This is a genomic window from Amycolatopsis roodepoortensis (assembly GCF_024628825.1).
Classification (GTDB): Bacteria; Actinomycetota; Actinomycetes; order Mycobacteriales; family Pseudonocardiaceae; genus Amycolatopsis; species Amycolatopsis roodepoortensis.
Genome location: NZ_CP102415.1, coordinates 2,544,177 through 2,568,728, shown reverse-complemented (window position 1 = coordinate 2,568,728; position 24,552 = coordinate 2,544,177). Strand labels below are relative to the sequence as shown.

General features: G+C 70.3%; 24 protein-coding genes, 1 tRNA gene and 2 pseudogenes. 16 read left to right on the top strand and 11 right to left on the bottom strand.

Going from position 1 to position 24,552, the window contains the following annotated elements; all coding sequences use genetic code 11:
• Nucleotide 1: 1 nt before the first annotated feature.
• Entirely contained in the window at nucleotides 2-502 is a 501-nt protein-coding gene (locus NQK81_RS11950) for a hypothetical protein (RefSeq protein WP_126729451.1), read from the top strand.
• A 38-nt stretch (nucleotides 503-540) separates the two neighbouring features.
• Nucleotides 541-1,305, top strand: a complete 765-nt coding sequence (locus tag NQK81_RS11945; RefSeq protein ID WP_257488232.1) for a trans-aconitate 2-methyltransferase — start codon at nucleotides 541-543, stop codon at nucleotides 1,303-1,305.
• Nucleotides 1,306-1,384: 79 nt separating this feature from the next.
• On the opposite strand, the gene NQK81_RS11940 is transcribed toward NQK81_RS11945, so the two are convergent.
• On the bottom strand, nucleotides 1,385-1,564 hold the full coding sequence (locus NQK81_RS11940; protein ID WP_007031230.1) for a hypothetical protein: 180 nt from the start codon (nucleotides 1,562-1,564) through the stop codon (nucleotides 1,385-1,387).
• A gap of 163 nt (nucleotides 1,565-1,727) precedes the next feature.
• Between NQK81_RS11940 and NQK81_RS11935 the strand changes: the two genes are divergently transcribed.
• Together NQK81_RS11935 and NQK81_RS11930 are read left to right on the top strand one after the other, a co-directional pair.
• Nucleotides 1,728-1,800 (top strand) — tRNA-Asn (locus tag NQK81_RS11935).
• Nucleotides 1,801-1,867: 67 nt separating this feature from the next.
• Nucleotides 1,868-2,860: a VOC family protein gene (locus tag NQK81_RS11930; RefSeq protein ID WP_257488231.1), complete on the top strand. Its 993-nt coding sequence runs from the start codon at nucleotides 1,868-1,870 to the stop codon at nucleotides 2,858-2,860.
• 31 nt (nucleotides 2,861-2,891) lie between these two features.
• On the opposite strand, the gene NQK81_RS11925 is transcribed toward NQK81_RS11930, so the two are convergent.
• Both NQK81_RS11925 and NQK81_RS11920 read right to left on the bottom strand, forming a co-directional pair.
• A complete protein-coding gene (locus NQK81_RS11925; RefSeq protein WP_257488230.1) occupies nucleotides 2,892-3,329 on the bottom strand; it encodes a hypothetical protein in 438 nt (145 codons plus the stop codon).
• A 45-nt stretch (nucleotides 3,330-3,374) separates the two neighbouring features.
• Entirely contained in the window at nucleotides 3,375-3,695 is a 321-nt protein-coding gene (locus NQK81_RS11920; protein WP_257488229.1) for a hypothetical protein, read from the bottom strand.
• Between the two features lie 195 nt (nucleotides 3,696-3,890).
• On the opposite strand from NQK81_RS11920, the gene NQK81_RS11915 reads away from it, so the two are divergent.
• From NQK81_RS11915 to NQK81_RS11895, 5 genes are all read left to right on the top strand, one after another.
• Nucleotides 3,891-4,982 carry a sensor histidine kinase gene (locus tag NQK81_RS11915; RefSeq protein ID WP_257488228.1) on the top strand — a complete coding sequence of 364 codons (1,092 nt, stop codon included), beginning with the start codon at nucleotides 3,891-3,893 and terminating at the stop codon, nucleotides 4,980-4,982.
• Entirely contained in the window at nucleotides 4,979-6,085 is a 1,107-nt protein-coding gene (locus NQK81_RS11910; RefSeq protein WP_257488227.1) for a hypothetical protein, read from the top strand. The genes NQK81_RS11915 and NQK81_RS11910 overlap by 4 nt, the downstream gene beginning before the upstream one ends.
• Complete coding sequence (locus NQK81_RS11905) at nucleotides 6,064-6,738, top strand: response regulator (protein ID WP_126729442.1); 675 nt, start codon at nucleotides 6,064-6,066, stop codon at nucleotides 6,736-6,738. Before NQK81_RS11910 ends, NQK81_RS11905 begins: the two co-directional genes overlap by 22 nt.
• 131 nt (nucleotides 6,739-6,869) lie before the next feature.
• Nucleotides 6,870-7,556, top strand: a complete 687-nt coding sequence (locus NQK81_RS11900; RefSeq protein ID WP_257488226.1) for a flagellar basal body-associated FliL family protein — start codon at nucleotides 6,870-6,872, stop codon at nucleotides 7,554-7,556.
• An 86-nt stretch (nucleotides 7,557-7,642) separates the two neighbouring features.
• On the top strand, nucleotides 7,643-7,960 hold the full coding sequence (locus NQK81_RS11895) for a hypothetical protein (protein ID WP_257488225.1): 318 nt from the start codon (nucleotides 7,643-7,645) through the stop codon (nucleotides 7,958-7,960).
• A 7-nt stretch (nucleotides 7,961-7,967) separates the two neighbouring features.
• Here NQK81_RS11895 and NQK81_RS11890 read toward each other — a convergent pair whose 3' ends face one another.
• From NQK81_RS11890 to NQK81_RS45375, 4 genes and pseudogenes are all read right to left on the bottom strand, one after another.
• Complete coding sequence (locus NQK81_RS11890; protein ID WP_257488224.1) at nucleotides 7,968-8,846, bottom strand: phosphotransferase; 879 nt, start codon at nucleotides 8,844-8,846, stop codon at nucleotides 7,968-7,970.
• A gap of 25 nt (nucleotides 8,847-8,871) precedes the next feature.
• Nucleotides 8,872-9,138: a hypothetical protein gene (locus tag NQK81_RS11885; protein ID WP_257488223.1), complete on the bottom strand. Its 267-nt coding sequence runs from the start codon at nucleotides 9,136-9,138 to the stop codon at nucleotides 8,872-8,874.
• A 174-nt stretch (nucleotides 9,139-9,312) separates the two neighbouring features.
• Nucleotides 9,313-9,762 carry an IclR family transcriptional regulator gene (locus NQK81_RS11880; protein ID WP_257488222.1) on the bottom strand — a complete coding sequence of 150 codons (450 nt, stop codon included), beginning with the start codon at nucleotides 9,760-9,762 and terminating at the stop codon, nucleotides 9,313-9,315.
• Nucleotides 9,763-9,795: 33 nt separating this feature from the next.
• A pseudogene (locus NQK81_RS45375) lies at nucleotides 9,796-9,912 on the bottom strand (hypothetical protein); the annotation flags it as partial.
• Nucleotides 9,913-10,063: 151 nt separating this feature from the next.
• Between NQK81_RS45375 and NQK81_RS11875 the strand changes: the two are divergent.
• Nucleotides 10,064-10,939, top strand: a complete 876-nt coding sequence (locus NQK81_RS11875; protein WP_257488221.1) for an FG-GAP repeat domain-containing protein — start codon at nucleotides 10,064-10,066, stop codon at nucleotides 10,937-10,939.
• A gap of 186 nt (nucleotides 10,940-11,125) precedes the next feature.
• Entirely contained in the window at nucleotides 11,126-12,442 is a 1,317-nt protein-coding gene (locus tag NQK81_RS11870) for an outer membrane protein assembly factor BamB family protein (RefSeq protein WP_257488220.1), read from the top strand.
• Here NQK81_RS11870 and NQK81_RS11865 read toward each other — a convergent pair.
• Nucleotides 12,432-15,128: an AAA family ATPase gene (locus NQK81_RS11865; protein ID WP_257488219.1), complete on the bottom strand. Its 2,697-nt coding sequence runs from the start codon at nucleotides 15,126-15,128 to the stop codon at nucleotides 12,432-12,434. The genes NQK81_RS11870 and NQK81_RS11865 overlap by 11 nt on opposite strands.
• A gap of 76 nt (nucleotides 15,129-15,204) precedes the next feature.
• Here NQK81_RS11865 and NQK81_RS11860 point away from each other — a divergent pair, with 76 nt between their 5' ends.
• From NQK81_RS11860 to NQK81_RS11835, 4 genes are all read left to right on the top strand, one after another.
• Nucleotides 15,205-16,569, top strand: a complete 1,365-nt coding sequence (locus NQK81_RS11860) for an MFS transporter (RefSeq protein WP_257488218.1) — start codon at nucleotides 15,205-15,207, stop codon at nucleotides 16,567-16,569.
• Nucleotides 16,570-16,595: 26 nt separating this feature from the next.
• Nucleotides 16,596-17,435, top strand: a complete 840-nt coding sequence (locus NQK81_RS11855) for an SDR family oxidoreductase (protein WP_257488217.1) — start codon at nucleotides 16,596-16,598, stop codon at nucleotides 17,433-17,435.
• A gap of 184 nt (nucleotides 17,436-17,619) precedes the next feature.
• Nucleotides 17,620-18,873, top strand: coding sequence for an HNH endonuclease signature motif containing protein (locus NQK81_RS11850; RefSeq protein ID WP_257488216.1), 1,254 nt, complete (start codon nucleotides 17,620-17,622; stop codon nucleotides 18,871-18,873).
• Nucleotides 18,874-19,468: 595 nt separating this feature from the next.
• Nucleotides 19,469-20,416, top strand: a complete 948-nt coding sequence (locus NQK81_RS11835; protein WP_443092894.1) for a cold-shock protein — start codon at nucleotides 19,469-19,471, stop codon at nucleotides 20,414-20,416.
• A gap of 40 nt (nucleotides 20,417-20,456) precedes the next feature.
• On the opposite strand, the pseudogene NQK81_RS11830 reads toward NQK81_RS11835, so the two are convergent.
• The 3 genes and pseudogenes from NQK81_RS11830 to NQK81_RS11820 all read right to left on the bottom strand — a co-directional run.
• Nucleotides 20,457-20,660, bottom strand: a pseudogene (locus tag NQK81_RS11830) (transposase); the annotation flags it as partial.
• A 41-nt stretch (nucleotides 20,661-20,701) separates the two neighbouring features.
• On the bottom strand, nucleotides 20,702-23,089 hold the full coding sequence (locus tag NQK81_RS11825; protein ID WP_257488215.1) for an ATP-binding protein: 2,388 nt from the start codon (nucleotides 23,087-23,089) through the stop codon (nucleotides 20,702-20,704).
• 32 nt (nucleotides 23,090-23,121) lie between these two features.
• Nucleotides 23,122-24,093, bottom strand: coding sequence for a helix-turn-helix transcriptional regulator (locus tag NQK81_RS11820; RefSeq protein ID WP_257488214.1), 972 nt, complete (start codon nucleotides 24,091-24,093; stop codon nucleotides 23,122-23,124).
• Between the two features lie 77 nt (nucleotides 24,094-24,170).
• On the opposite strand from NQK81_RS11820, the gene NQK81_RS11815 reads away from it, so the two are divergent.
• Complete coding sequence (locus tag NQK81_RS11815; protein ID WP_257489742.1) at nucleotides 24,171-24,509, top strand: YybH family protein; 339 nt, start codon at nucleotides 24,171-24,173, stop codon at nucleotides 24,507-24,509.
• Nucleotides 24,510-24,552 lie beyond the last annotated feature (43 nt).

The window sequence follows — 24,552 nt, the reverse complement described above, 5'->3', positions numbered from 1 at the left end:
CATGGGCTGGCTGCGTCACCTGCTGGGTGACCGTGTCCCGGCGGATTTCGACGGCACGCTGGACGACGGCGAGCACGTCGTCGGGAGCGCGGCGGTCGAGGGCGGCGGATATCTGCTGGTCACCGCGCTGGGGCTGTGGATCCCGGGGCCGCGCCGGGTCGGCTGGCATCTGGTCGGCAAGGCCGCGTGGTCCGACGGGGTACTGACGCTGACCGAGTCCGAGGAGACCGGGACGGCGGGGAACGCCGTCCTGCTGGCCGACAAGACCCCGGTCCGGTTCCGGCTGCCCAAACCCGGCAAGGTCCCGATCCTGGTGCGGCAGCGGGTCGACGGCTCGGTCCGGGCACGGCACCGCAAGGACCTCGAAACCGGCGGAGCGTGGTTCGTCGAGCGCAAGGTCCCCGGTCAGGACGGCACGGTGCTGCAGGTGCGGCCCGATCCGGGCACCGACGCCGACGTCGTCAAGGCGATCGCCGAAGAAGCGGCAAGGAAGCTGGCCTAGCCTAGCAGTACACTCGTACTGTATCGCTGGGAGGCGCCATGTGGGATCCGGTCAAGTACCTCGACTACGCCGACCTGCGGGCCAGGCCGTTCCACGACCTCATGGCACGGATACCGGCCGACAATCCCCGCCGCGTCGCCGACCTCGGCTGCGGTCCTGGAAACCTGACCGCCGGTCTGGCGGAACGCTGGCCCGGCGCGGTCATCGAGGCGAGCGACAGCTCACCCGAAATGGTCGAAGCGGCTCGCTCACGGGGCGTCGACGCACGAGTGCTCGACGTCAACGACTGGGTGCCCGAGCCGGACACCGACGTGGTCATCTCGAACGCCGTGCTCCAGTGGGTCCCGGAGCACCGTCGCCTGCTCCGCCGCTGGGTGGATCTCTTGCCGTCCGGGGCGACGCTCGCGTTCCAGGTCCCCGGCAACTTCGATGCGCCGTCGCACGCCCTGGTCCGCGCCCTCGCGCGCACCGAGGAATGGGCTCCGCGCCTCGCCGACGTCGTCCTGCGGGAGAACGAGGCCGTCGACAGCCCGCTCGGCTACGGGAACCTGCTGGCCGACGCGGGATGCGCCGTCGACGCCTGGGAGACGACGTACCTGCAGCGGCTGACCGGGGAGGACGCCGTACTCGAATGGATCACCGGCACCTCGCTGCGGCCGGTCAAGGAGGCGCTGCCGGGGGAGGACTGGGACCACTTCCGCGCCCAGATCGCCCGGAAGCTGGACGAGGCCTACCCGCCGCGTCCCGACGGGACCACCTGGTTCGAGTTCCGGCGCGTCTTCGTGGTCGCCGTCGTGGGCTGAAGGGGCCATTCCCCTCGTCAGATGTAGTGAAAGGGCCCTTCGCCGCGTCGCATGCGGCGAAGGGCCCTTTCGGCTCAGGTCAGCGCTGAGGCCGCCCGAACCGCTCACCGACCTTGGCGCGAGCGACCCCGGCGGCGCCCTGCACCATGGGGTGGTCAGCGATCTTGCGGTAGGTCCGCACGATCTGCTCGTACCGCCCCCGGCCGGCCTTCGCGCCCAGCACGTAGCCCGCGGCCGCGCCCAGCAGGAACATCTTCATCCGAGTCCACGCCTCCGTTCGATCTTGCTCCAGCTGTCATTGTCCCTCAAAACGCGAGCTTGACGAGGTGCTCCCCAAAGTGGGGGGTGGGTGCGCGCCCGCCGGAGGGCATGGGCTAAAGTTCCCTCATCGGTCGGAGCGATCCGGCCGGTACGGAGCACAATCCCCTGTAGCTCAACTGGCAGAGCATTCGGCTGTTAACCGGAGGGTTCTTGGTTCGAGTCCAAGCGGGGGAGCTTAAGCCCAGGCCTGGTGGCCTGGGCTTCTTCGTGTCCGCGGTGACCATCTCTTAGAGTTGCCGCCATGGCCCACGAAATCACGCGGCTCCACCATGTGGGTCACGTCGTCCAGGACATGCCTGCCGCGCTCGACCTCTACCGGCGGCTGGGCTTCAGCGTGCCGGCGCCCAGTTACCCCGCGATGGCACCGCGGGAAGGGGGCGAGCCCGAGCCGTTCGGCGCGGCCAACACGCATGCCGACTTCCCGTGCGATTTCCTCGAACTGGCCACCGTCGTCGATCCCGGTGGCCATGTCCCGGCAGACGCGCGGCTCGTTCCGCTGCAAGCCCCGCCCGAGGTGCTGCCGACACTGGTGGAGCGGATCAACGCCACCAGTGCGAATCTGGCGGATTGCCTGGAACGCTTCGAAGGCCTGCACATCCTGATGTTCTCGTCGTCCGACATCGATGTCTCCGCAGCACGGCTGACCACCGCCGGGGTGCGGCATGGCGGCGTGAACACGGTGCGACGCCCGGCAGGCACCGAGGTCGAGACCGTCCGCTACCTGGAGATCGACGGAGTCCGGCCGGGTGTGGAGGCGGAAGGCAGGATCGGCGTCGTCGCGGACCTGGACCCGCGAATCCAGGCCACCCGGCTGGCCGATCACCCCAACGGTGCTGTCGGCCTCGTCGACGCCACGCTCTGCACCGCCGACGCCGATCTGGACGCCGTCCAGGAACGATATGAGCGCTATCTCGGCCGGGTACCGCGAAAAGAAGGGGTCTCCCGGGTCTTCGACCTTGACGGGGCCACGCTCACCGTCGTGCCCGCCTCCGGGCTGAGCGTGCTGCTACCCGGCGAGCACGCCCCAGCGTTACCCGCCCTCGTCGCGTGCACGGTCGCCGTCCAAGACCTGGCCGCGACGAAGCACTTGTTGCGGGAGAACGAGATTCCGCTGCTCCGGACGCCATCGGACGATGTCTTCGTCCCGGCCACCGCCGCACTCGGTGCCGCCATCGCCTTCCGTCAAGCAGTCGAACCTCGCCACCAGGACGGTCGTCAACAGGGCATCGTCTAAACGCGGAGCAGGGGGTGAACGTTCGTGGCGGTCAGTGCCCTGTCACGGGCAAGAGGGCGAGCGACTGGATGCGAGACCTCGCGAAGTCGCTGCCACAGCTGGGACATCCGTTGACAAGCCGGTGCGCGGACAATTGGCTACCGAAGTGCGGGATGCCGCCGTCAGGGTAGACGCCGTGGAACCGTGCCGCGCAGCACTGGCAGGTCAGGTCGTGCACCTCCGCGAGGACGACGCCCTCCAGTTGGTTCTCGGCCGGTACCAAGCCTGTGGGCCACACCGCCGCCAAAGGAATGCGGGTCGGCGATCGGTGGTAGCTGAGCAAGGCCGGACGGAAGCGGCCGTCCAAGCGGGCGAGGACGGCGGCCGTGGGGCGCAGCACCGCTGGAATGGTGTCGCCGTCGGCGAACACCTCGAGCGTGCCCCAGGCCAGGGCGAACCTCCATCGCGCTCCTGGCACGTCGTCCGGCACAGTGCCATTCTCGCATCTGCTCTCAGCGGCCGGACGGGATCGCGATCAGATCCGCGTCATGGTGGAGGTGTAGCCGCCCCCGTCGGGGTAAACCCAATCTCCGGTGAGAGAAGTGCCCTCGGCGTCGAACGTGCCCTGGAAGTAGGCGGGGCTGCCTTTCGCGCCGGCCCGGATGGTCAGGGTGTCGCCGGTGAGTTCGTAGGTGTAGTCGAGGGTGTTCCCGGTCGAGTCGTAGAACCGGGAGACCACGTCCTTGCCCGGCGGCTCGCCGAAGGGGCGCAGGTCGCCGATGACCTCCATACCGGTGATCGACTCGCCGGACTCGGTGAGATCGACGCGCTGCAGCAGGAAGAATCCGCCTGGCATCCATTCGTACCGCACGGTGCCTTCGGCCCTGCCCGGGGCCGGATGGAGATCGCCGATCCGTGGCGCGGTGGCGGCGGAAATTCACCGAGGAGGAGTCAAAGGCCCGGTCCCCCGGAATCGGCACTACCCGACGTCAGCGGCCGGTATCGTCACCCACGCGAGGTATGCCGGGTTCGACGGTTGGCGAGGTAGCGGGTGGCGGGGGAGGCCAGGCGGCTGCTGACCGGCTTCGGACGCCGGTACGCCGTCGCCGTGCGGGTCACGACCTTGCCGCCCATCGCGGCGATCGGCCTGCTCCGAAGCTCACCCGACGAGTTCGCGGCCACGGCCGTGGTGGTCGCCGTCGCCGTGGTCTGGACCTGCGCGCAGGGATGGTGGCCGCGGCGGGTCCCGGTCGCCGTGGACGTGGCGGTGCTGCTGGGCTTGTGTCTCACCGTCTTCTGGACCGACGCCGAGGCGGACGGCAACACGGGCTGGCTCCGGCTTCTGGTCGTCTTCGCGTGTGTGACCTGGCAATGGCACACCCCGCCACTGACCGGCGGCCCCGCGGCGCTGATCGCCGGTGGCGGGATGCTCGTCGTCTTCGACGCCGCCGGGCTCCACCTGACCGCGTCGCAGCTCTGGGTGCCGGCGATGGCGGCGATGTCCAGGGTGGCCTGGGTGCTCGTCACCCGCGCCGCCGAACGTGCCGATCGCACGGCGGCCGAGGCCGAGCAGGTGCGCAGGGAGGCCGCCGTGGCGGCAGCCGTCCGTGCCGACGAACGGGAGCTCGTGAACTCGCTGCACGACACTGCGGCCACCACTCTGCTGATGGTCGGCCTCGGGCAGGTGCCCCCGGACGCCGATTGGCTGGCCCCGCAGGCACGCCGGGACCTGGCCCGGTTGCGGTCCCTCGACGATGGGCGAACCTCGCCGGAGGCCGACCTCGTCGAGTTGCTCCGCGCGGACCTCGACAACGGCCACCTGACCGTCGAGCTCGACGTACCGCCGCGGCTTTCGCTGCCGTCCGAGGTGGCGGGTGCGATCGCCGGAGCCGTCCGGGAGGCGCTCAACAACGTGCGCCGCCATGCCGGGACGGACCGGGCAGGAGTCCGGTTGAGCGGCGACGCGCAGGCGCTCTCGGTCGAGATTTCCGACGAGGGCAAGGGATTCGCCGCTGACCAGGGGACGGCGCGACGCGGGCTGCGGGAATCCGTGCACGGCCGGATGAACCGGGTCGGTGGCACGGCGACGATCACCTCCGCCGAAGGGGCCGGCACGGTGGTCCGGTTGAAGTGGCCGGTATGAACGGCGGCGAAGCGACCCACGACCAGCTGAGGCGCGGGCTGCGGATCGCCGTGCTGCTCGTCGCGATCCTGACCGTCGACGTGCTCGGGACGAGCAATCTGGTGCGGGGCCTGAAATCCCACGACCTTCCCGCCGCTCAGTTCGCCGCGCTGGCCGCGCTGAACGCGGTGCTGGCCGTGGAAGTGGTGCTGGTCGTACGGCGGCGGCCGTGGGGCGCGGCGCGGTGGCCCGCCGTCGCCCTCGTGCTGTCCGCGTCCGCGCTGGCGTACCTGACGTTGCCGGACGGCAAGACGGCGACCACGGTGGACTGGTTGTTCGGCGCGGCCAACTGGGCGGGCATCGTCGTCCTGCTCGACCGTCCTTTGCGGACGATGCTGGCCTTCCTGCTGGCGCACGGGTCGCTCGCCTTGGCGAACCTGCTGCTGTTCCACGACGTGAGCCGGGGCGTGCTGGCCCGGTTCGTGACCGGCTCGGTGACGGTGATCGGCCTTCCGCTGTGCGTCGCCGTGGTCGCGGCCGTGCTGGGCCGCATCGGCGCGCGGGCGGCCGAGGCCACCCGGGAGCTGGAACGATTGCGCACCGCGGAGGCCGTCGCGGCCGGCGCGCACAATCGCCGCAAGCAGCGGCTCACCGAGCTCGCCGACACGGCCGTCCCGTTGCTGACGGGGCTCGCGGACGGTTCGCTCGCCCCATCGGATCCCTTGGTACAGCGAGAATGCGCGATCGAAGCGGCCCGGATGCGGCGGCTGTTCGCCGAAACCGACGCGGTGGAGAACCCGCTGCTGCACGAGCTGCGGCATTGCGCGGACATCGCCGACCGCAAAGGCGTCGAGGTCGATCTGGACGTTCGCGGCCAGTGGCCCGTGCCACCCGTGGCCGTCCGGCGCGACCTCACCGACGCCGCGCTCACCGCGCTGGCGACGGCCGGATCCTGGGCGCGGGTCACCGTGGTCGGCAGCCCCGGGCTGGTGTCGGTCAACGTGGTCGCGGACTGCGCCGAACCGATCGCGTCGACGCCGGGCACACCGGACGTACGGATCGAGATCTTCGACGGAGACGGAACAGTCTGGATGGAGGCCCAATGGCAGCCGGCGGAGAACTGATCACGGCGGTGATCGTGGACGATCACGCCGCGATCGCGGCGGGTGTGCGGTACTGGTGTGAGCAGGCCGATCCGCCGATCGGTCTCATCGACGCCGGAGACCGCCTCGGCGACGTGTGGGCCGGCCCCGGCGCGGACGCCGACGTGGTGATCTTCGATCTCGAACTGGTGCCGGGCAAACCGGACTTCGGCGAACTCCGCCGCCTGGTCGAGAGCGGCCGCCGCGTGGTCGTGTACTCCCAGCACGCGGACAACGCCACCGCGATCAAGTGCATCGATCTCGGAGCGCTCGCGTACCTGACCAAACGGGAGGGACCGGGACATCTCGTACCCGCGATCAGGGCCGTCGCCGCCGGGCAGCCGTACACAGCGCCGTCGCTGTCCGGTGCGCTCGCCGCGGACGACTCCCCGGGCAGGCCACGTTTGTCCCCACGGGAGATCGAGGTGCTGCGGGCATGGTTCGCCGCCTCCTCCAAAGAACTCGTCGCCGCGAAACTCCACATCACCGTCAAGACCGTCGACACGCATATCGCCCGGGTGCGCGTGAAGTACTCGAACGTCGGACGCGAAGCCCGCACCAAGAGCCAGCTCGTCACCCGGGCACTCGACGACGGCGTCATCACGCTAGCCGAGCTCAACGAGGCTTCGATGTAGGGCGTTCACCGGACATCCCGGGGGTCGGGATCGGTCTAGCGTCACCGGAGCAGGGGGCGTCGCGGGCATTCGGCGTCGAGGGGACCGGATGCCCGCGGCACCGCGCCGAGGAAGACGCCCGAGGGAGTTCGATGAGCCAGCCCGGTCCGCCAGGGGCCTATCCCGTGCCGCCACCGGGGTGGCAGTACCACCGGCAGCCGCCTCGCAAGAAGAAGACCGGGCTGCTGATCGTGCTGCTGGCACTGGGCACGGTCATGGTGCTGGGGCTGGCTTTCGGCGGGTACTGGATCTTCCTCAGGGAGGGCGACTCCGACGCGCCACCGCCCGTGGACGTTTCACAGGACGTGGCGAAGGCGCCGATCGGTTGTGCCGTCTTCGACAAGAGCGAGGTGGCCCGCTACATCCCCGGCCGGACGGATTTCGAGGCGGGATCGGCCAATTCGTCCTCGGACTCCTTGGAACAGGGGCAGTGCGCCTGGAACAACACCGACACCTTCATCAAGGACAAGGTCCGGGCGGCGCACGTGATCGTCACCAGCTACGTCTACCGCGCCACACGCACGAAGTCCGGGGTGGACGCCGCGAAGGAACACCTGAAACGCCGGGTCCGGAACGGGGTCTCGGTGAACGTGAAGGACGCCGACGAGGCTTTGCTCGTCGAGCACGGGAAACGCGGCCACTCGGTGGCGGTGACCGCCCGGTACCGCAACATCGTGTACCACGTCGACTACACCAACCAGACCGACGGAGCGCCCGTCAAGGACGGGGTGACCGCGCTGGCCACCGCCGCCATCGGCAAGGTGGCGCCGAAGCACTGAGCTCGTGTGGTGCGTTCGACCGGCAGTGCGCGGACGCGTCCGCGGATATCTTGTGGCCGATACCCCGGCACATCCTGAGGAGCACCATGACGACCACCCGGCGCGCTTTCGCGGTTCTTGCCACCGCGGGCCTGGTCATCTCGGTCCTCGGCGCGGGCTCCGCCTCCGCCGCGACCAAGGGCAAGATCATCATCTACAACACCTGCGGCAGCGCGGTCTCCACCACGATCCACCGCACCGACGGCTCGATGATCGCGGGCACCGGCGCGGCCCCGGCGGGCAGCTACTTCGGCTACCCGGTCTACCCCGGCACCTACCAGGTCCGCGTGCCCGCCGGTAACCGGAACGTGCGGGTCCTCGACCTCGGAAGCAAGGCGCACGCGGTCGTCGTCAAGGCCTGCTGATCTCCTTTCAGGCGTTCGCGCGGTGCAGGCGTTCGGTCACCTGCGCGCGGACGGCGTCATGCGAACCCGGGGGAGTGCCGTGCAGCGTTTCCCAGCGGACGTCGTGGGCCGCCGGCCACAGGCTCGCCGCCCACGCGACCTCCTGCTCCTCCGTGGTGAACCGGCGGCCCCGGATGTCCTGATAGGTGGCCAAGAACGCCTCGGAGCTTTCGATCGGCGGCAGCAAGGCGGGCCCGGTCTTGGGAAAGACCGCGCTCGCCGCTCCCGCCAGTGCCGCCTCCGGCTGCCACGCGAGGCTGTCCCAGTCGTGCACGGCCCAGATGTGGCCGTCCCGCCAGCGGAGGTTCTGCGCTTCGAAGTCGGCGTGACCGAGTACGCGGGGCAGGTCCGCGGCGAGCAGTCGTTCGCGGAGCCGCCCGGCCGTCTCGACGACGTACGCGGGCACGGCGTGCTGATCCCGCCGGTCGAGGTCCTCGATGGACGGCCACAACCCGGGATCCGTGTGGTCCCAGCGGATCCAGCGGGGATTCGGCAGTGGCGGCGAGACGGCCACGCCGGCCAGCCCGTCCATCAGCCGCGCGAACACCGCCGCGTAGCGGGCGGCGACGTCCGGTGAGTCACCGCGCAGCAATTCACCGCCGGGCCTGGATTCCTCGGCGTGCACGGCCAGCGCCCCCACGCCCGTCGCGGGTGTGATCGGCCGGGCGCACGGGAACCCCCGGTCGGCCAGCAGGGCCTGCGCGGCGACACACGACGCGGCGCGGCCGTCGTCTTCCCGCGCCTTCACCACGACGTCGCGCCCGGTGGCCAGCAGCAGCCCGAACACCGCCGATATCGACCGCGCCTCGAACAGCACGGCGACCGGCTCGGCTCCCAGGTGTTCCACGCACCACCCGGACAGCCAGTCCGGCCTACGGGCGACATTCACGGTCGTACTCGTCGAAGGCCTCCGCCGCGTCGCCGTCCAAGATCATCGACAGCGCATAGGAAATGGTCCAGATCCACTCCTCGAGGCGCGCCGCGTCCTCGTCGCCGATCAGGCCGTTCCCGCGGAGCATGCCGTCGGGCGCGACGCCCCAGGCCCGCGCGAAGTGACAGATTCCGACCACGGCGGAAACGACTTCACGCGGCACCGAGTCGGCCTGCAGCTGTTCGGTGAGGGCCCGCAACGCGGCCATCACCTCATGGTAGTTCTCTTCGCGTAAGCCACTGAAGGGTCGCAAAGACCCGAGAAACCCCTTCTGCCACCGCGGATCGTCCACATCCGCGTGCGCGCCGGAGTGGAACAGGAGGGCTTCGCGGGCTTCGGCCGGAGTCACGAGAGGACCGTAGCGCGAGATCTCGCACGTCGCTCAGCCCGCCAGCGCCGCGCCGAGGGTGCGGGCTGCGCGGGCGACGGTGTCGGTCATCGTGACGGGGGTCCGGGGCACCGTGAGCACGGTCGCGATCGAACCGATCGTCCGGCCGGTCGGCAGCCGGACGGACGCTTCGACGGCGACGAGCTCGTGTTCGGCCTGCCAGGTGGGGCAGAACCGGCCGGTGCGCTGGGGCACGGTCGATCCTGGCCGGAGCAGGACGCCGTCTTCGGGCCGGGTGAGGCTGGCGGCGGCGATCAGGATGCGGCCGTCGCAGGGGACGGCGAGTACCGAACTGGCCCGGGTGGCCGCGGCCAGGCGCCGGAGTTCGCCGCGCGCGAGTTCCAGCAGGCGCGGATACGGTTGCCACGATTGGCCGAGCCGGAATGCCTGCGCACCGACGCGATAGCGGTTTTCGCTGCGCTGGACAACCTCCAGTGCGGTCAATTGCTCGAGCAATCGATATGCCGTCGATTTCGGTATCGAACAGGAATTGGCCAGCTGGGTCAATCCTGCTTCACCTTGATGTCGTACCAAGGCATCCAATAGGGTGAAGGCGCCTTCGAGGACGCTTCTGGGTCTTCTCTTGGTCTCCATTGAAATCCCCTCGCGCGGTCCGTTGGACGGAATCCTTGCTGACAAGGTCACGCCGCCGGTGTCAGGCTGGAACTGCCCCGGTCCGTATCTTCGGTCAAAAAGCGCGGGCTGGGAAGAGTGCGTCCACCGAACGGAAAGAGGTTCCGGCAAAATGCGAAGATCCATTCGGCTGGGTACGGCGTTGGCGGGTCTGCTCGCGGGCCTGCTGGCGATACCGGCGGCCGCGAGCGCGGACGACATCGGTATCGCCGCCTCGCCGCCGTCTCAGAAGACAGCCGCGGATTTCGACGGCGACGGCTTCGCCGACAAGGCGGTTTGGCGTCCTGGCAACGGTTTCTGGTACGTGATCCGCAGTAGCAACGGCAGTGTCGTGACCCAGCAGTGGGGTGTCTCCGGCGACGTGCCGGTGGCCGCGGACTACGACGGCGATCGTCGGGCCGACTTCGCCGTGTGGCGGCCGAGCAACGGTATTTGGTACATCATCCAGAGCAGCACCGGCGCGGTGGTGACCCAGCAGTGGGGCGTGTCCGGCGACGTTCCGCTGACCGGCGATTTCAACGGTGACGGCCGTTCCGATTTCGCGGTGTGGCGGCCGAGTAATGGCACGTGGTACGTGCTCGGTATCGCCACGGTGCAATGGGGTGTCGCCGGTGACGTTCCGGTCGCCGGAGATTTCAACGCCGACGGGCGCGCCGACTTCACGGTTTGGCGGCCGAGCGACGGCGTCTGGTACGTGCGGGGAATCGCGACCCAGCAATGGGGCGTCTCGGGCGATATTCCGGTCGCCGGTGATTTCAATGCCGACGGGCGTGCCGATTTCGCCGTCTGGCGTCCGGGCAACGGAGTCTGGTACGTGCTCGGGATCGCGACCCAGCAATGGGGTGTGGCCGGTGACGTGCCCATGGCGGGCAATTTCGGCGGCGATCCGCGAGCGGACTTCGTGGTGTGGCGGCCGTCGAACGGGACCTGGTACGGCCTCGGCCTGTTCACTACCCAGTGGGGGACGGCAGGCGACATCCCGGTCTGAGTCGTGAACGGGAACCTCCGTCTTCCGCGTGCGGAGGACGGAGGTGTCCGGATGTGGATCAACGTCAGCCCCTTGACCAGCCAGTAGTGACACTTTAGGTGAAAGTGCCACACAGTGGGTGCGAGTTCGGCTAACGTCCTGCCGTGGCTCCGACCGGAGCGGAGAACGAGCAGGGAAGGTGCGCAAATGCGGCGATTTCTGGTCTTCGTGGCCTGCCTGGGGGCCGCGCTCACGGCGTCGGGCTGCGGAACCGACGACCCGGCCCCGGCCCCGGTGCCGAGCGGCTCGGCGGCCGCCGGGCAGCCACCCACGTCCGCGACACCGGAGGCGAAGACCGCCGACCCGCCCCGGTCGTTCGACAAGAGCGCGCCCGTCGGGCTCCCAGCGGGCGCGGTCCGGTCCAACGCGGCGGGCCACGTCACCTCGCTGTTCATGACGCTGCGCGATCGCACCGGCTACATCGTCACCCCCACCGCGTTGAACGTGGTGGATGTGCTGACGGGACAACAGAAATGGACCGTCCCGTTCGAGCGCACGCCCGGTGACCCGTACAACCAGAGCGGGCCGTTCGTCAACACCACGGGGCCGCGTCCGCCCGCGGTCGGCGACAAGCTCGTCGTCGCCGCGGTCCCGGTCGTCATCCCGGAAAAGGGCACCACGCCCGGCTACGTCGCGCTGTCGGTGATCGCGGCGGATCGGGAGAAGGGCACCAAGGTCTGGCAGTCCGAGACCAAGGTCTCCGACGACCAGTACGCCGACGCTAGCAACGCCGTCACCGAGGTCGTCGCCGTCACGGACAAGGCCGTCATCGCCCGCTACGGCCGCTCGGACGACCACGTCACGGTCGCGCTCGACCCTGCGAGCGGGAAAACCCTGTGGGAGCGCAAGGATTACGAGGCCGGCAGCGTGCACGGCGACGTCGTCGTCGGCGCCGACTTCAACGTCGCCGAGAACTCCTCGATGGTCCAGGCGACCGCGCTCGACCTGGCCACCGGCGGGCAGAAATGGACCGGCGCCGCGCGATCGTCCGCGGTCGTCCTGGTCCGCGCGGATCCGGCCCTGGTCGTGCTCACCAGGACCGACTACGGCAGCGGTGATTCGTCGCTCCTGTTCCTCGACCCGGCCACCGGCGCGGAAAAGAGCAAGGTCGACGGCGAGGACCAGTTCGGCCCCAGCTCGTACGGAACCTGCCGCCACGACGAACGATCGGTGCTCGTCTGCGACGCGGGCGGCGTGCTCACCGGCTACGACGCCGCCACCGCGGCCCCGCTCTGGACCCTGCCGGACAAGGCGGCCAACCGGGTGGCTCCCAGCGTCACGTTCGCCTGGCACGGCGCCGTCTACGGCAAGACCGGCGGCGGTCAGCCGATCGTGCTGGACGCCAGGACGGGCAAGGATCTGGCCACCGACGACGTCGGGCTCGTCCCGGCGCTCGTGAGCGAGTACGCCGGCATCGCCGCGGGCGAAAACGGTGAGTCGCTGGCGTATCCGGTCAAGAGCTGAACTCCGCGTCGCGGAGATCGGGCATGTCCCTCAGCTGCCTGCGCGAGGTGATGCCGAGCTTGCGGAAGATGTTGCGGAGGTGGGCGTCCACCGTGCGGGGGCTGAGGAACAGGCGGGTGGCCACTTCTTTCGACGTGGCGCCCGCCGCGACCTGCCGCGCGATATGCGTCTCCTGCATGGTCAGGTGGTCGTAGGAATGCCCGGAGCGGCTGCGGGCGACCTCCCCGGTCGCCCGCAGTTCGTCGGCGGCCCGCCGGGTGAACGCCTCCAGCCCGATCTCCGACAGCTGTTCGTGCGCGGTGCGCAGGTGTTCACGCGCTTCACGACGCCGTCCCTCGCGGCGGAGCCACTCGCCGTAACGCAGCCGCGCCCGCGCGAGGTGCACCGAGAGCGGGCCGTCCGCCAGGTACCGGAGCGCTTCCAGATGGTCGGGTTCCGCGTCGCTGACCATGGCCCGCGCGCTCGCCGTGATCCCGAGGGCGAAGGCGGTGCCCGCGGGTTCCGTGCGGGCGGTCAAGGAGTCCAGCGCCGACTGGGCGACGGACTCCTTCCCGCAGCGCACCGCGGCTTCCACGAGTTCGGGCAGGGCGATGCCGGTGAGAAAGAGTTCGCCGCTCGCCACGGCCCTGGTCGCCGCGTCCAGCGCGGCCGGATACTCGGCGAGGCCGTTGTACAGCACGGCCGTCGCCCAATACGCGTTCGCGGTCAGCTGCCCGCTGCCGCGGGTCGTCGCTTCGGCGAAGAGATCCAGCACTTCCCGGCGGCGTCCGCGCATCGCCGCCAGATGCACGCGCGGGTAGAGCTGCGGCGGATCGCCGGCGGCGTCCGCGATCGCCTCCTCTTCGGCGATCGCGGCCATCGCCCGCCCGAAGTTCCCGGTGAGCACCGCGTGCAGCGCCACCTGGGACAGGCCGAGCCGGATGGTCATCGGCGATCCGGTGTCCCGTCCGGTCCGCACCAGCCAGTCGACGATCGTCGCGTGCAGGTCGATGTCCCACAGTTCGCCCGCGAGCACGGTGGCCAGTGCCGGTGTCCTGGTCCACCTGGCGTCGTCGCCGGTGAGAACCCGGCGAAGCGCCGGCACTCCGGCGTGGTGACCTTCAGTGGTCAACAGCACGAGCGCGTCGAGGAGGTCCGGCGGTCCCGACGCCGGAGGCGCCGAGCGGGCCGCTTCGAGAACCCGGTCCAGCACTCCCGCGGCCCGTCCGACCACGAGTCCCATTTCCAGCGCAGCGACGAAGAACTCGCGTGACCGCACCGGATCGACGGCGGAGAGCCGCTCCGCCGCCCGCAGGATGAGTTCCGGCCCGCGGACTGCGCCCTCCGCGCCTTGGACGAAGGCGATCCGCCCGCGCAGCAGATCGACCGAGGCGTGCTGGGGGACGTCCAAGGTCGCGGTGTCGACGCTGGCCAGCAGATCCGCCGCCGCGTCCGTCGCGCCCGCCTCCAGTGTGGTCCGCGCGGCCGCGAGGGTGCGCGCGGTTTGCTTGGCCGGGTCGAGGGAAAGCGCCGCCGCACGTTCGAGGAACGCGGCCGCGGCCGCCACCCCTCCGCGGGCCTGCGCCCGCGACGCCGACAATTCCAGCTCCGCCGCGACCTGTTCGTCCGGCCCGGTGGTGGCCTGGGCCCGATGCCAGGCCCGCCGGTCTCCGGCGGTCTCCGGATCGGTGACTTCGGCCAGCACTCGATGGGCGGCCTGGCGCTGCTCCGGTTCGGCCGCGCGATACGCCGCGGAGCGTGCCAGGGGATGGCAGAAGCGCGCCCGCGTGTCGAACCGGATCAGCCCGGACGCCTCGGCCGCGGCGCTCGCGGCGGGCACGTCGATGTCCAGCCACCGCGCCGCCGCCCACAGCAGACCGGGATCGCCGGTGGGATCGGCGCTCGCGAGGGTCAGCAGCCGTCGCGCGTCCACCGGCAGTTCCGCCATCCTGTCCCGGAAACTGCGCTCGATCCGGCCCGCGATCGGCGACGGCGCCGGCGGCGCGAAACCGCCCGCCTTCGGCAGCTCGATGAGCGCGAGCGGGTTGCCGCGGGCCTCGGCGAGCAGGCGATCGCGCACGCGCTCGTCCAGCGTCACGGTCTTTTCTTCGGCCAGCAAGGCACGCGCGTGCGTATCGCTCAGGCCGCCGACCGTCAGTCCCGGCAACTCGTCCAGCCCGCGCACCGGATCCTGGTCACGGGCGGCGAACACCATCGCGATCGGCTCGGCCGCGATCCGCCTCGCCAGGAACGTCAACGCCCTCGCCGACGCCGTGTCCAGCCAGTGCGCGTCGTCGACCACGCACAGCATCGGGCGCGTCCCCGCGGCGGTCGCCAGCAGTTCGAGCGCGGCGAGACCGACGCGGAACGGGTCCGGCGCGCCGTCGGCCAGCCCGAAGGCGACGAGAAGGGATTCGCGGTAGGGAGCCGACAACGTGTCGAGATGCGCCAGCACCGGAACACACAGCTGATGCAGTGCCGCGAACGGCAGCTCACCCTCGAATTCCGACCCGGACGCGCGGATGACCTGAAACTCCTCCGCCGTCGCTCGTTCGACGTGGTCCAGGAGCGCGCTCTTGCCGATACCCGGCTCGCCGCGGAGCACGAGCACCCCGCCCTCGCCCCGGCCCGCCGCGTGGACCAGGGCGAGCAGGCGATCGATCTCGTCTCGTCTGCCGACGAGCGGACGAGGGGACGTCGTGGGCATGGTCCGAACCCTAGCGAGGCGAAGTAGGCGATTGTCACCGACGCGAGCGGACCGGTGCCCGCGCGATCGTGGCGGCATGACAGTACGAGCGACGAAACGGATCTCGCGCGGGGTGGCGATGCTCGGCCTCGCGAGCGCCATGTTCCTGGTCATCCTCGACGCCGCGATGGTGAACCTCGCCGGGTCCACGATCCGGCAGGGCCTGGCGCTCACCGCCGCCGAACTCACGGTGGTCGTGGACAGCTACCTGGTGACGTTCGCCGGCCTGCTGCTGCTCGGCGGCCGTCTCGCCGACGTGCTCGAGGCCAGGAAGGTGTTCCTCACCGGAATGGCCGTCTACCTCGCGGCGTCCGCCTTCTGCGCGCTCGCCACCACCGGCGGGCTGCTGATCGCCGGGCGGATCGGGCAGGGGATCGGGGCGGCGGTCCTGATGCCCGCCGCGCTCTCGCTCGTACTCGGCCTCTACTCGTCGCCCGCGGAGCGCACCCGCGCGATGGGGATCTGGGGCGCGGTCGCCGGAGCGGGCAGTCTCGTCGGCGTCTTCCTCGGCGGCACGCTGACCGAACTGCTCGGCTGGCAGTCGGTGTTCGTGACCCCGGTGCCGTTCGGTGCCGTCGGGGCGATCGTCGTGTGGCGCGCCGTGCCGCCGGTGCCCGGCAGGCCTGGCCGGTTCGACGCGCTGGGCGCGGTCACGATCACCGTCGGGATCTCCGGGCTCGCGCTGGGCATGGTCTCCGCCTCCGACGCCGGGTGGACCGCGCCCGGCACGATCGCCGGTCTCGTGGCCGGGCTCGTTTCCCTGGTGGCGTTCGTGTTCGTCGAACGGCGTTCTGCGCGTCCGCTGGTGCCGCTGGGCGTGTTCCGCCGGAAGCCGGTGGTCACCGCGAACGTGGTGATGGTGCTGATCGGCGGAACCCTGACCAGCCTGTTCTTCTTCCTGCCCCAATATCAGCAGGACGTACTCGGGATGAGCCCGCTGGCGACCGGCATGGCCCAGCTCCCGCTCGCCGTCATGATCATCGTGGGCAGCGTTCTCGCGCCCATGCTGGCGAAACGGATCGGGCTCGCCCGGGCGCTGCCGGCCGCCCTCGTCGTACTGCTCGCGGGATTCCTTTGGCTGGCAGGGGATCCCACGACCAGCGGCTTCTCGATCAGCCTGCTGGGCGCTTTCCTGCTGATCGGCGCCGGGCTCGGGCTGGGTGCCGTCAACGCCACCGCGATGGCGGTACGCGACAGCGCGGACGGTGAATCGGGCCTGCTCAGTGGACTGGTGAACGCCGCGCAGCAACTGGGCGGCGCGGTCGGGCTCGCCGCGCTCGCCGGAATCGCCATCGGCGCCGCGGGGACGCACGGCGACATCTCGTTCACGACCGCGTTCCTCGGTGAAGCCGTGCTCGTCGTCATCGCCCTCGCGGTGTCGCTCTTCTCCACCCGTCGTTGACCTCTGTCGAGAAAGGACATTCCACAATGGACACCATCCTGGTGACCGGCGCGACCGGAACCATCGGATCCGCCCTGATTCCCTCCCTGTTGACCCGCGGGGTCGCCGTCCGCGCGATGACCCGGGACCCCGGGCGGACCATCCCCGGCGCCGAAACCGTCGTCGCCGACCTGCGTGATCCCGACGCGGTCGGCGCGGCGCTGAAAGGCGTCGACGCGGTCTTCCTCAACAGCCCTTCCGCACCCGACGCCGCCTCGCTCCAGACCCGGTTCGCCGACCTCGCCCGGGACGCCGGGGTGAACCGGCTCGTGCTGCTCTCGCAGTACGCGGCGCGCGCCGACTCGCCGGTGCGGTTCCTGCGCTGGCACGCCGAAGTCGAGGCGCACGTCCGAGCACTCGGGATCGAGTACACCGTGCTGCGTCCCAACCTGTATTTGCAGGCGCTGCTCGCCTTCTCCGGCACCATCGAACAGGGTTTCCTCGCCGCCCCCATTGGCGACGCCGCTGTCAGCGCCATCGACACCAGGGACATCGCGGACGCCGCCGCGGCCGTGCTGACCGGAACGGGGCACGCCGGCCGGACCTACACGCTGACCGGACCGCGTGCGGTGACCCACGCCCAGATCGCCCACGCGCTTTCGGAAGCCATGGGGCGGACCGTCGCGTTCCACGACACCTCCGCCGATCAGTTCGCCGCGGCACTGGCCGGTTTGCTCCCGCCGTGGCAGATCGACGGCCTCATCGAGGACTACGCGCACTACGCCAGGGGAGAAGCCGCCGAAGTGCACACGGCCGTCGCCGAGCTGACCGGGAAACCCGCACGCGACGTCACCGAATTCGCCCGCGACCACTTTTCCGTGCAGTGATCTATCACTGCATTCGGTTCACGCTCAAGGGTGGGCCTCTCCGCAATTAGTCGACTAATTGCGGAGGGGTTGCTCAGGGTGAATCGGCGCTGGTGGCCGGTTCACCCTTCGGTGTTGTTTGCATGTTTCGCTTGTTGCTTAAAATTACGAACATCTGTTCGATTTTGCCGGGTATTATGGAGGTGTGTCCGAGACCTTCCTTCCCGAGTTGCCGCAGGAGTTGTGGCGTGCCGGCAAGCTGGAGCTTGCCCATGGTGTGCAGCAGTCGTTGCAGGTGATTCGGATGGCTACCGCGGGTTTGGGGCGGTTTCTGGCGGAGGTCGAGTCTCGGGGCGCCAAGGATTTGTTCGGGCATGGGACTACGGCGAGTTGGTTCGCGGAGATGGCGGGGTTGTCGCGGGCCGAGGCGGGTGCGGTGGTGAAGCGGGCGGTCGCTTTGAATCCGACGCGGAACCTGGATGGCACCGAAGCCCCGGCCGTGGCGCCCGAGACGGCGGCGTTCGCTGCCAAGGGGTTGGTCGGGGATGAGCGGATCGATCAGATTCTGGAGATCTTGAAGAGACTCCCCGCCGACACCTCCGCCGAAGATAAGGCGGTCGCGGAGAAGATCCTCGCCGAGTTGGCCCCGACCGCCGGCCCGCAGCAGCTCGCCAAGGCCGAAGCGAACCTCCTGGGCTGGCTGGATCCCGACGGCAACGAACCCCAAGACCCCGAACCCAAAGAACCACGCCGGGAAATCACCCTGGAACGCCGCAAAGACGGGTTCTGGAAACTCACCGGCCTGCTGGACGACGAGACCGGTGCCCGCACCGCCGCCGCGCTGGAGGCCTACGCCCAACCACGGCCAGTCGACGAGTTCGGTCAGGCGGATCTGCGGATGAAGTGCGAACGCCTGGGAGACGCCTGGGCCGACCTCCTCGACCTCGCGATCGCGTGCCCGGACCAGCCCGGAACCAGCGGCTACCGCACCCTCGTGAACGTCACCATCGGACTCGAGGAACTGAAGTCCGGTCTCGGAACCGCGTGCCTGGACTTCGTCGGCACGATGACCGCGAGGGAAGCCCGGCTGGCGGCCTGCGACTGTCTGATGCTGCCGGTCGTGATGAGCGCTGCTGGAGAACCCCTCGATGTGGGACGGCTACGACGGTTCGTCACGCCCGGTCAGAGACGGGCGCTGAACATCCGTGACGGTGGCTGCGCGTTCCCGGGCTGTCATCGGAAACCGAAGAACTGTCACGCCCATCATATTGAGCACTGGGCAGACGGCGGACCGACGGATCTTCGGAATCTGGTGCTGCTGTGCGGTTTTCATCACCGGTTGATTCATCACGGTGACTGGGAAGTCCGGATGGCGGCCGATGGGTTACCGGAGTTCATCCCACCCCAATACCGGGATCCGCTCCGACAACCCCGCCGCAACACCCTGCATCACCGCTGAACACCGAGGAGCCCGCCAGCCGCACCGGCGACGGGCCCTTCGGCATGCCTTCAGCGGGGAGCGCCTCGGTCGTCGATGAAGGATTCGGGACGTTGAGGGTCCCGAACCCTTCATCAACGACCGAGGCAGGCATCGTGGATCCGATGCCTGCCCACAGTCTCAACCAGCGTCTCGCCCCGGCCGGAAACACCGTCCAACCCCGAGGCAAGCGGCTTGCGGGAGCGAAAGACGCAACCGGCAGAAATCACCGGCCCGTTCTGCCGGGAGCCTGCCTGGACCCGGACGTCGCCCCGGCTCAGGTTCGTGCCAGTTGTCCAGCGGCGACGTGGCCTCGGACACAGCCAACGCGCTACGAACCGGAACCACCCCGGGCGAACCTGTCCTGGACAACGAGCCCCAGGCTGAAGGCGTCGGCCGCCGGACCCGCGCCTGGACCATCGCCCTGAGATCTGGTCTCAAAACTCGGCGTGTCGCTAGGTGGACCAACGGCCCGCCCCTGGCTTCGCACCGCCCGACTGTGGGCCCGGCCCGACGGCCCGGAGGCCTGTCAGAGAGACTGGGGGCCAGTGCCCGCCCTCTCGATCTGGAGCCTTTTATGCCGCAAGGGACCGTCCGTTGGTTCGACGCCGAACGGGGTTTCGGCTTCCTCGCGCCCGAGGACGGCTCGCCGGACGTGTTCGTGCACGCCTCCGAGATCGTCGGGGACGGCGGCGCGAAAGTGCTCCGCGAGGGTCAGGCCGTCGTGTTCGAGGTCGGCGAGAACGACCGCGGGCCCCAGGCGCTGCGCGTTCGCGTCACCGCCGATGCGTCCACCGGCAGCGCCGTGGGCCTGCTCGGCACCGTCAATTGGTACGAGCCGAGCAAGGGGTACGGCTTCGCGTCGCCGGACGGCGGCGGCGCCGACGTCTTCGTGCACAGCTCCGCCATCGTGACCGGCGGCGTGGTCACCGAGGGGCAGCGGGTGGCCTTCCTGATCGTCGAAGGCGAGCGCGGCCCGCAGGCCGGGCACGTGATCCCGCTGGGAGCAGGGGCCGGCTCACCCCCTGCGGCTGGTATCGCGGACGGTGCCGACGGCACGGTGGCCTGGTACGACGAGGACAAAGGCTTCGGCTTCATCAACCCCGACTCCGGCGCCGGGGACGTCTTCGTTCACGCCCGGGCCCTGGCCGAGGGGCTGACGTGGCTCGCGGAGGGCGACCGCGTCGCCTACGAGGTGGCTAGTGGAGACAAGGGCCCGCAGGCCCGCGACGTGCACCTGGTCCGGGGCGCCGAGCCCCAGACGGCGCCGCAGCGGCCGGCACCTGCCGAGGCCGCGGGGCCGGCGGCGCGGGACGTGCCCGTACGAGGCGGCGAGGGCGTCGTCGCGCGCTACGACGACGACCGCGGCTTCGGCTTCATCACCCCGGACGCGGGCGGCGACGATCTCTTCGCCCACGCGTCCGTGATCATGGGGTCGGAGCCGCTGCAGAAGGGTGACCGGGTCCGGTACACGGTGCGTCAGAGCGACCGGGGCCCGCAGGCCGACCGCATCGAACGCCTCTGAAGAGGCGGCCCCGCCGATGGTGCCGTCAGCAACGCGGCTGCCCGGACCCGCATCCGAGCTGCTCGGGTAGGTCTCGCCGGCGGCAGCCGGTGTCGAGCACGAACAAGATCCCCTCCAGCGCGGCACGGTCATCGATCCGGGGCCGCCCACCCGGACCGCGCGGCGCTGGCCGGGACGGGATCAGGGGTTCGATCAGCTCCCAGAGCCGGTCTTCGACCCGTCGATGCTGCGTCGTCTTCGCCACGACTGCCCACGATCGACACACCTTGAGTTTTGAGACCAGGTCTAAGAACCGGAACCGTACGTCGGCCGCTCCGCATCGGAACGACCGAGCCGGTCACGGAGACCCCAAGCACGCTCCCGGTCCGCGCGCGCCGACGCCGGGTCGCCCATCTCCTCGGACAGTGCCGCCCGCTCGCCGAGCGTGTCGATCCGCGCCTGCGTCAGCCCGATACGTTCGTAGAGTTCCTCGGCCACGGACAACCGGCGGCGCGCGTTCGCGTGGTCGCCCTGGCGCCACAGGAACCGTCCGGTCTCCTGCAGCGCGCGGGCCTGGCCCATGGCCGCACCGTGACGACGGAACAGGCCGAGTGCCGTCTCGCACTGGGTGAGAGCACGGTCGGCCGAGTCGAGCGCGGCCAGATTCCGGGCCGAACGCAGCAGCACGTACGCGTAGTTGGTGTCGTCCACCGGAGTCCGCGGGCCGCCGTGGTCCGGCGCGAAGTAGCGGACGCAGGCGTCGAACTCTTCGGCGGCCTCTGCGTACCGGCCCTCCCGGTACCGGTGCGAGGCCCGCATCGTCCGCGCCACATGGACGCCGAGCGGATAGTCCGCCTCCGCGAACAGGCGCACTGCTTCGTCGAAGAGCTCGGGCGACGTTTCGCGGCCACGGGCGCTCGTCAGGTACACCCGTGCCCAGCCCTGTTCGCGCCGGTCGCCCGCCTTCTCCGCGGCGTCCCAGGCCAGCTCGGCCATCCGGACGGCCTCGTCCGCCTGATCGCACAGCGAAGCCTGCACCCAGGACAGATAGTTCCGGTGGACCGCCTCGTCCCGGTCGCTGCCGAGCGCGATGGCGGCGTTCACGGCGAGTTCGAACACGTCGTACCAGGTGCTCGCGGTCCCGCCGATCTCCGAATACCAATGCATGGACTCGGCCAGGTCGAGCACCGTCCGGTGGTCACCGCGCGCGGCGACGCTCTTGACCGCGGCGTGCCAGTTCCTCAGCTCGACTTCGAGCCACCTGCCCGCCCCGCAGTGGTCGCCGAACGACGGCGTCGCGACCGGGAGCGGGCTGACGCCGTCGCTCGGGTGGAAGTAGCGGCCCGCCGCCGTCGCGGTGCTCACCAGCCAGCAGGCCAGCCGGTTTTCCGCCGCTTCGACGACGTCAGGGGTTTCCTCGCGGGCCAGCCGTTCGGTCGCGAAGACCCGGAGGAGGTCGTGGAACTGGTACCGCCCGTTCTCCTGCGACGTCTGCAGCAGACTCGCGTCGGTCAGTTCCTCCAGGTAGACGGCGGCGTCTTCCTCGTCGGCCGCTTCGATGAGCGTCCTCGCGGCGCCCGCCGAGAAGTCCGCCGCCGGGACGAGCGACAGCCGCCGGAAAACGACGGCGGCGTTCGGGCTGAGCTGCCGGTACGACAGTTCGAAGACGCTGCGCACGTCGAGATCGCCGGCGGTCAGTGTGGTCAGGCGACGGCCGCGGTCCCGGAGCTGATCCACCAGCCGCGACAACGGCCAGGTCGGGCGGCTCGCCAGCCGGTTGCCCGCGATCCGCAGCGCCAGCGGCAGCCGCCCGCACAGTTCGACCAGTTCGAGCGCCTCCCGCCGCTCCCGCTCGACCCTGTCCGCCCCGACGATGGTCGACAGCAACGCGACCGCGTCGCCCTCGCCGAACACGTCGAGGGCGAGCCTGCTCGCGCCTTCCAGCCCCACCAGCATCTGGCGGCCGGTGATCAGGGTGAGACACCGCGGCCCGCCGACCAGCAGCGGGCGCACCTGGGCTTCGTCGGCCGCGTCGTCCAGGACGATCAGGGTGGCCCGGTCCTGCAGGAGGGACCGGCACAGGCTCACCCGGTCCTCCTGATCTGCCGGGATGCGGACGGCTTCGAGACCCAGCGAGCGCAGGATCAGGTGCAGCACGTCCGCCGGGTTCGCCGGCTCGGCCGACATCCCGCGCAGCTTCAGGAAAAGCCTGCCGTCGGGGAACTCCTCGACGAGGTTGTGCGCCACGCGGACCGCGAGGGTGGTCTTGCCGGTCCCGGGAGGTCCGCTCAGGATCGCGACCCGCCCAGACCTGCGGCGCCCGGCGACCGGATCCGCGGAAAGGGCGCGCAACGCGTCGAGATCGCTTTCGCGGCCGGTGAGGTCGTCGACGTCCGCCGGCAGGATGCCGATCAGGTGCGCGCCGTGGCTTTCGGGCGCGGGGGCGCGGCCCTGGCGCGCGGCCTTCTGCAGACCGGTCAGCTCGTCGTCGGACAACGACAGCGGCGCGGCGAGTGCTTCGATCGTCCGGCGTTGCGGGCTCTTGGCGATCCCGCGTTCCATGTCGCTGATGGCGCGGACGCTCACCCCGGACCCCTCGGCGAGTTCCTCCTGCGTGAGGCCGGCCCGGACGCGGTATTCCTTCAGCAGCACCTTGAAAGTCTTGGCTGCCCTTGCCAGGGCGGCGTTCGTCATGGCCGGATTATCCCGCCCCGCCGCGTTCGGCTTCACCCTTCGCCATAGCGGCCGCTGATCGCGACGGCCCGATCCCGCAGGGAAGCGCGCAACCAAGGCGGGCCGACGGCCTCGGCGTCCGTGGCGAGTTGCCACAACGCCCATTCGGCGTGCCGCGCGTCCTGGAAGGTCACCTCCATGCGCAGTCGTCCGTCCTCGGCCGTTTCCTCCGTGAGCACGGCCAGCGCGGTGCCCACCAGTTCGCCCCGCCGCGCCGGATCCACCAGCACCGACACGGCGACCTGGTCGCCGCCGCTCCGGAACCGCGTGCCGCGTTCCTGCCAGGTCCGGTCCAGGTCCACCCGGTCCGGGCGTTGGGCGGGTTCGGGGAGTTCCTCGGCGGCCCGCAGCCGGGACAGCCGGTAGGTCCGGTCCTCGCCGGACCTCGTGGCCAGCAGATAGCCCCGGTCCCGGACGGTGACCAGGCCGATCGGATCCACCGTGCGCCACTGCGGTGCCCGGCCCTCGGCCGCGTAGTGGATGCGCAGCTTGTGTCCCGCGAAGACCGCGCGCCGGACCTCGGAGACGACGGCGTCCGGCACCTCTTCGGCGGCCACCCGGCGCGAAAGCAGGTCGGTCTCCGGGTCGATGAGCAGGCGCCGGGCCGCGCCCGCCGCGGTGTCCCGCTGGCCTTCCGGTAGCGCGTCGACCACCTTGAGCATGGCCGACGCGAGCGCCGAGCCGAGACCGAAAGCCTGCGCTCCGCGCCGTGAACCGGCGATCAGCAACGCGAGCGCCTCGTCATGGTTCAGCCCGGTGAGTTCGGTCCGGAAACCCGGCAGCAACCCGAAACCGCCGTGCCTGCCGCGTTCGGCGTACACCGGGACACCCGCCGCCGACAGCGCCTCGATGTCGCGCAACACGGTGCGGGTGGAGACCTCCAGCTCGCGCGCGAGCGTGGTCGCGGACAGGCGGCCGCGGTGCCGCAACAGCAGCACCAGTGAGACCAGCCGGTCGGCGCGCATGGCCGGAACTCTAGCGGAATACACGACACAGGATGTCGTGATTCGCTGCGAGGCTCATTCCCATGACAAGCAGGACTGTGGCCACCGAGCCGAACGATCTGGGCAGATTCTTCATCGAGCGAGGCAACGCGGGCGATGTCGACGGACTGGTGGCGTTGTACGAACCGGACGCCGTGCTGGCGTTCCCGCCGGGCAACATCGCGAAAGGGCACGCGGAGATCCGCAAGGTCTACGAGGAGTTCGCCGCGGCCGCGCCGGAACTCCTGCCGGGCAGGCAGCATCCGGCGCTGGTGGGCGACGACCTCGCGCTCACGGCGTCCACGCTGACCACCGGTGAGGCGACCATCGAGGTCGCCCGCCGTCAGCCGGACGGATCCTGGCTCTGGGTGCTGGACCAGCCGGTCTTCGTGCCGTGACGGGACAGCTCGCCGTCGGCGGACCCGGGTCCGCCGACGGCGA

Bases quoted from the DNA above. Each gene is read 5' to 3' on its own strand.
- NQK81_RS11920 (WP_257488229.1), bottom strand. From the start codon at position 3,695: ATGCCAGGCGGATTCTTCCTGCTGCAGCGCGTCGATCTCACCGAGTCC.
- NQK81_RS11885 (WP_257488223.1), bottom strand. From the start codon at position 9,138: ATGGCCGCGTTGCGGGCCCTCACCGAACAGCTGCAGGCCGACTCGGTG.
- NQK81_RS11875 (WP_257488221.1), top strand. From the start codon at position 10,064: ATGCGAAGATCCATTCGGCTGGGTACGGCGTTGGCGGGTCTGCTCGCG.
- NQK81_RS11855 (WP_257488217.1), top strand. From the start codon at position 16,596: ATGGACACCATCCTGGTGACCGGCGCGACCGGAACCATCGGATCCGCC.
- NQK81_RS11835 (WP_443092894.1), top strand. From the start codon at position 19,469: ATGCCGCAAGGGACCGTCCGTTGGTTCGACGCCGAACGGGGTTTCGGC.
- NQK81_RS11870 (WP_257488220.1), top strand. From the start codon at position 11,126: ATGCGGCGATTTCTGGTCTTCGTGGCCTGCCTGGGGGCCGCGCTCACG.
- NQK81_RS11820 (WP_257488214.1), bottom strand. From the start codon at position 24,093: ATGCGCGCCGACCGGCTGGTCTCACTGGTGCTGCTGTTGCGGCACCGC.
- NQK81_RS11940 (WP_007031230.1), bottom strand. From the start codon at position 1,564: ATGAAGATGTTCCTGCTGGGCGCGGCCGCGGGCTACGTGCTGGGCGCG.
- NQK81_RS11860 (WP_257488218.1), top strand. From the start codon at position 15,205: ATGACAGTACGAGCGACGAAACGGATCTCGCGCGGGGTGGCGATGCTC.
- NQK81_RS11945 (WP_257488232.1), top strand. From the start codon at position 541: ATGTGGGATCCGGTCAAGTACCTCGACTACGCCGACCTGCGGGCCAGG.
- NQK81_RS11910 (WP_257488227.1), top strand. From the start codon at position 4,979: ATGAACGGCGGCGAAGCGACCCACGACCAGCTGAGGCGCGGGCTGCGG.
- NQK81_RS11825 (WP_257488215.1), bottom strand. From the start codon at position 23,089: ATGACGAACGCCGCCCTGGCAAGGGCAGCCAAGACTTTCAAGGTGCTG.
- NQK81_RS11900 (WP_257488226.1), top strand. From the start codon at position 6,870: ATGAGCCAGCCCGGTCCGCCAGGGGCCTATCCCGTGCCGCCACCGGGG.
- NQK81_RS11950 (WP_126729451.1), top strand. From the start codon at position 2: ATGGGCTGGCTGCGTCACCTGCTGGGTGACCGTGTCCCGGCGGATTTC.
- NQK81_RS11930 (WP_257488231.1), top strand. From the start codon at position 1,868: ATGGCCCACGAAATCACGCGGCTCCACCATGTGGGTCACGTCGTCCAG.
- NQK81_RS11905 (WP_126729442.1), top strand. From the start codon at position 6,064: ATGGCAGCCGGCGGAGAACTGATCACGGCGGTGATCGTGGACGATCAC.
- NQK81_RS11895 (WP_257488225.1), top strand. From the start codon at position 7,643: ATGACGACCACCCGGCGCGCTTTCGCGGTTCTTGCCACCGCGGGCCTG.
- NQK81_RS11865 (WP_257488219.1), bottom strand. From the start codon at position 15,128: ATGCCCACGACGTCCCCTCGTCCGCTCGTCGGCAGACGAGACGAGATC.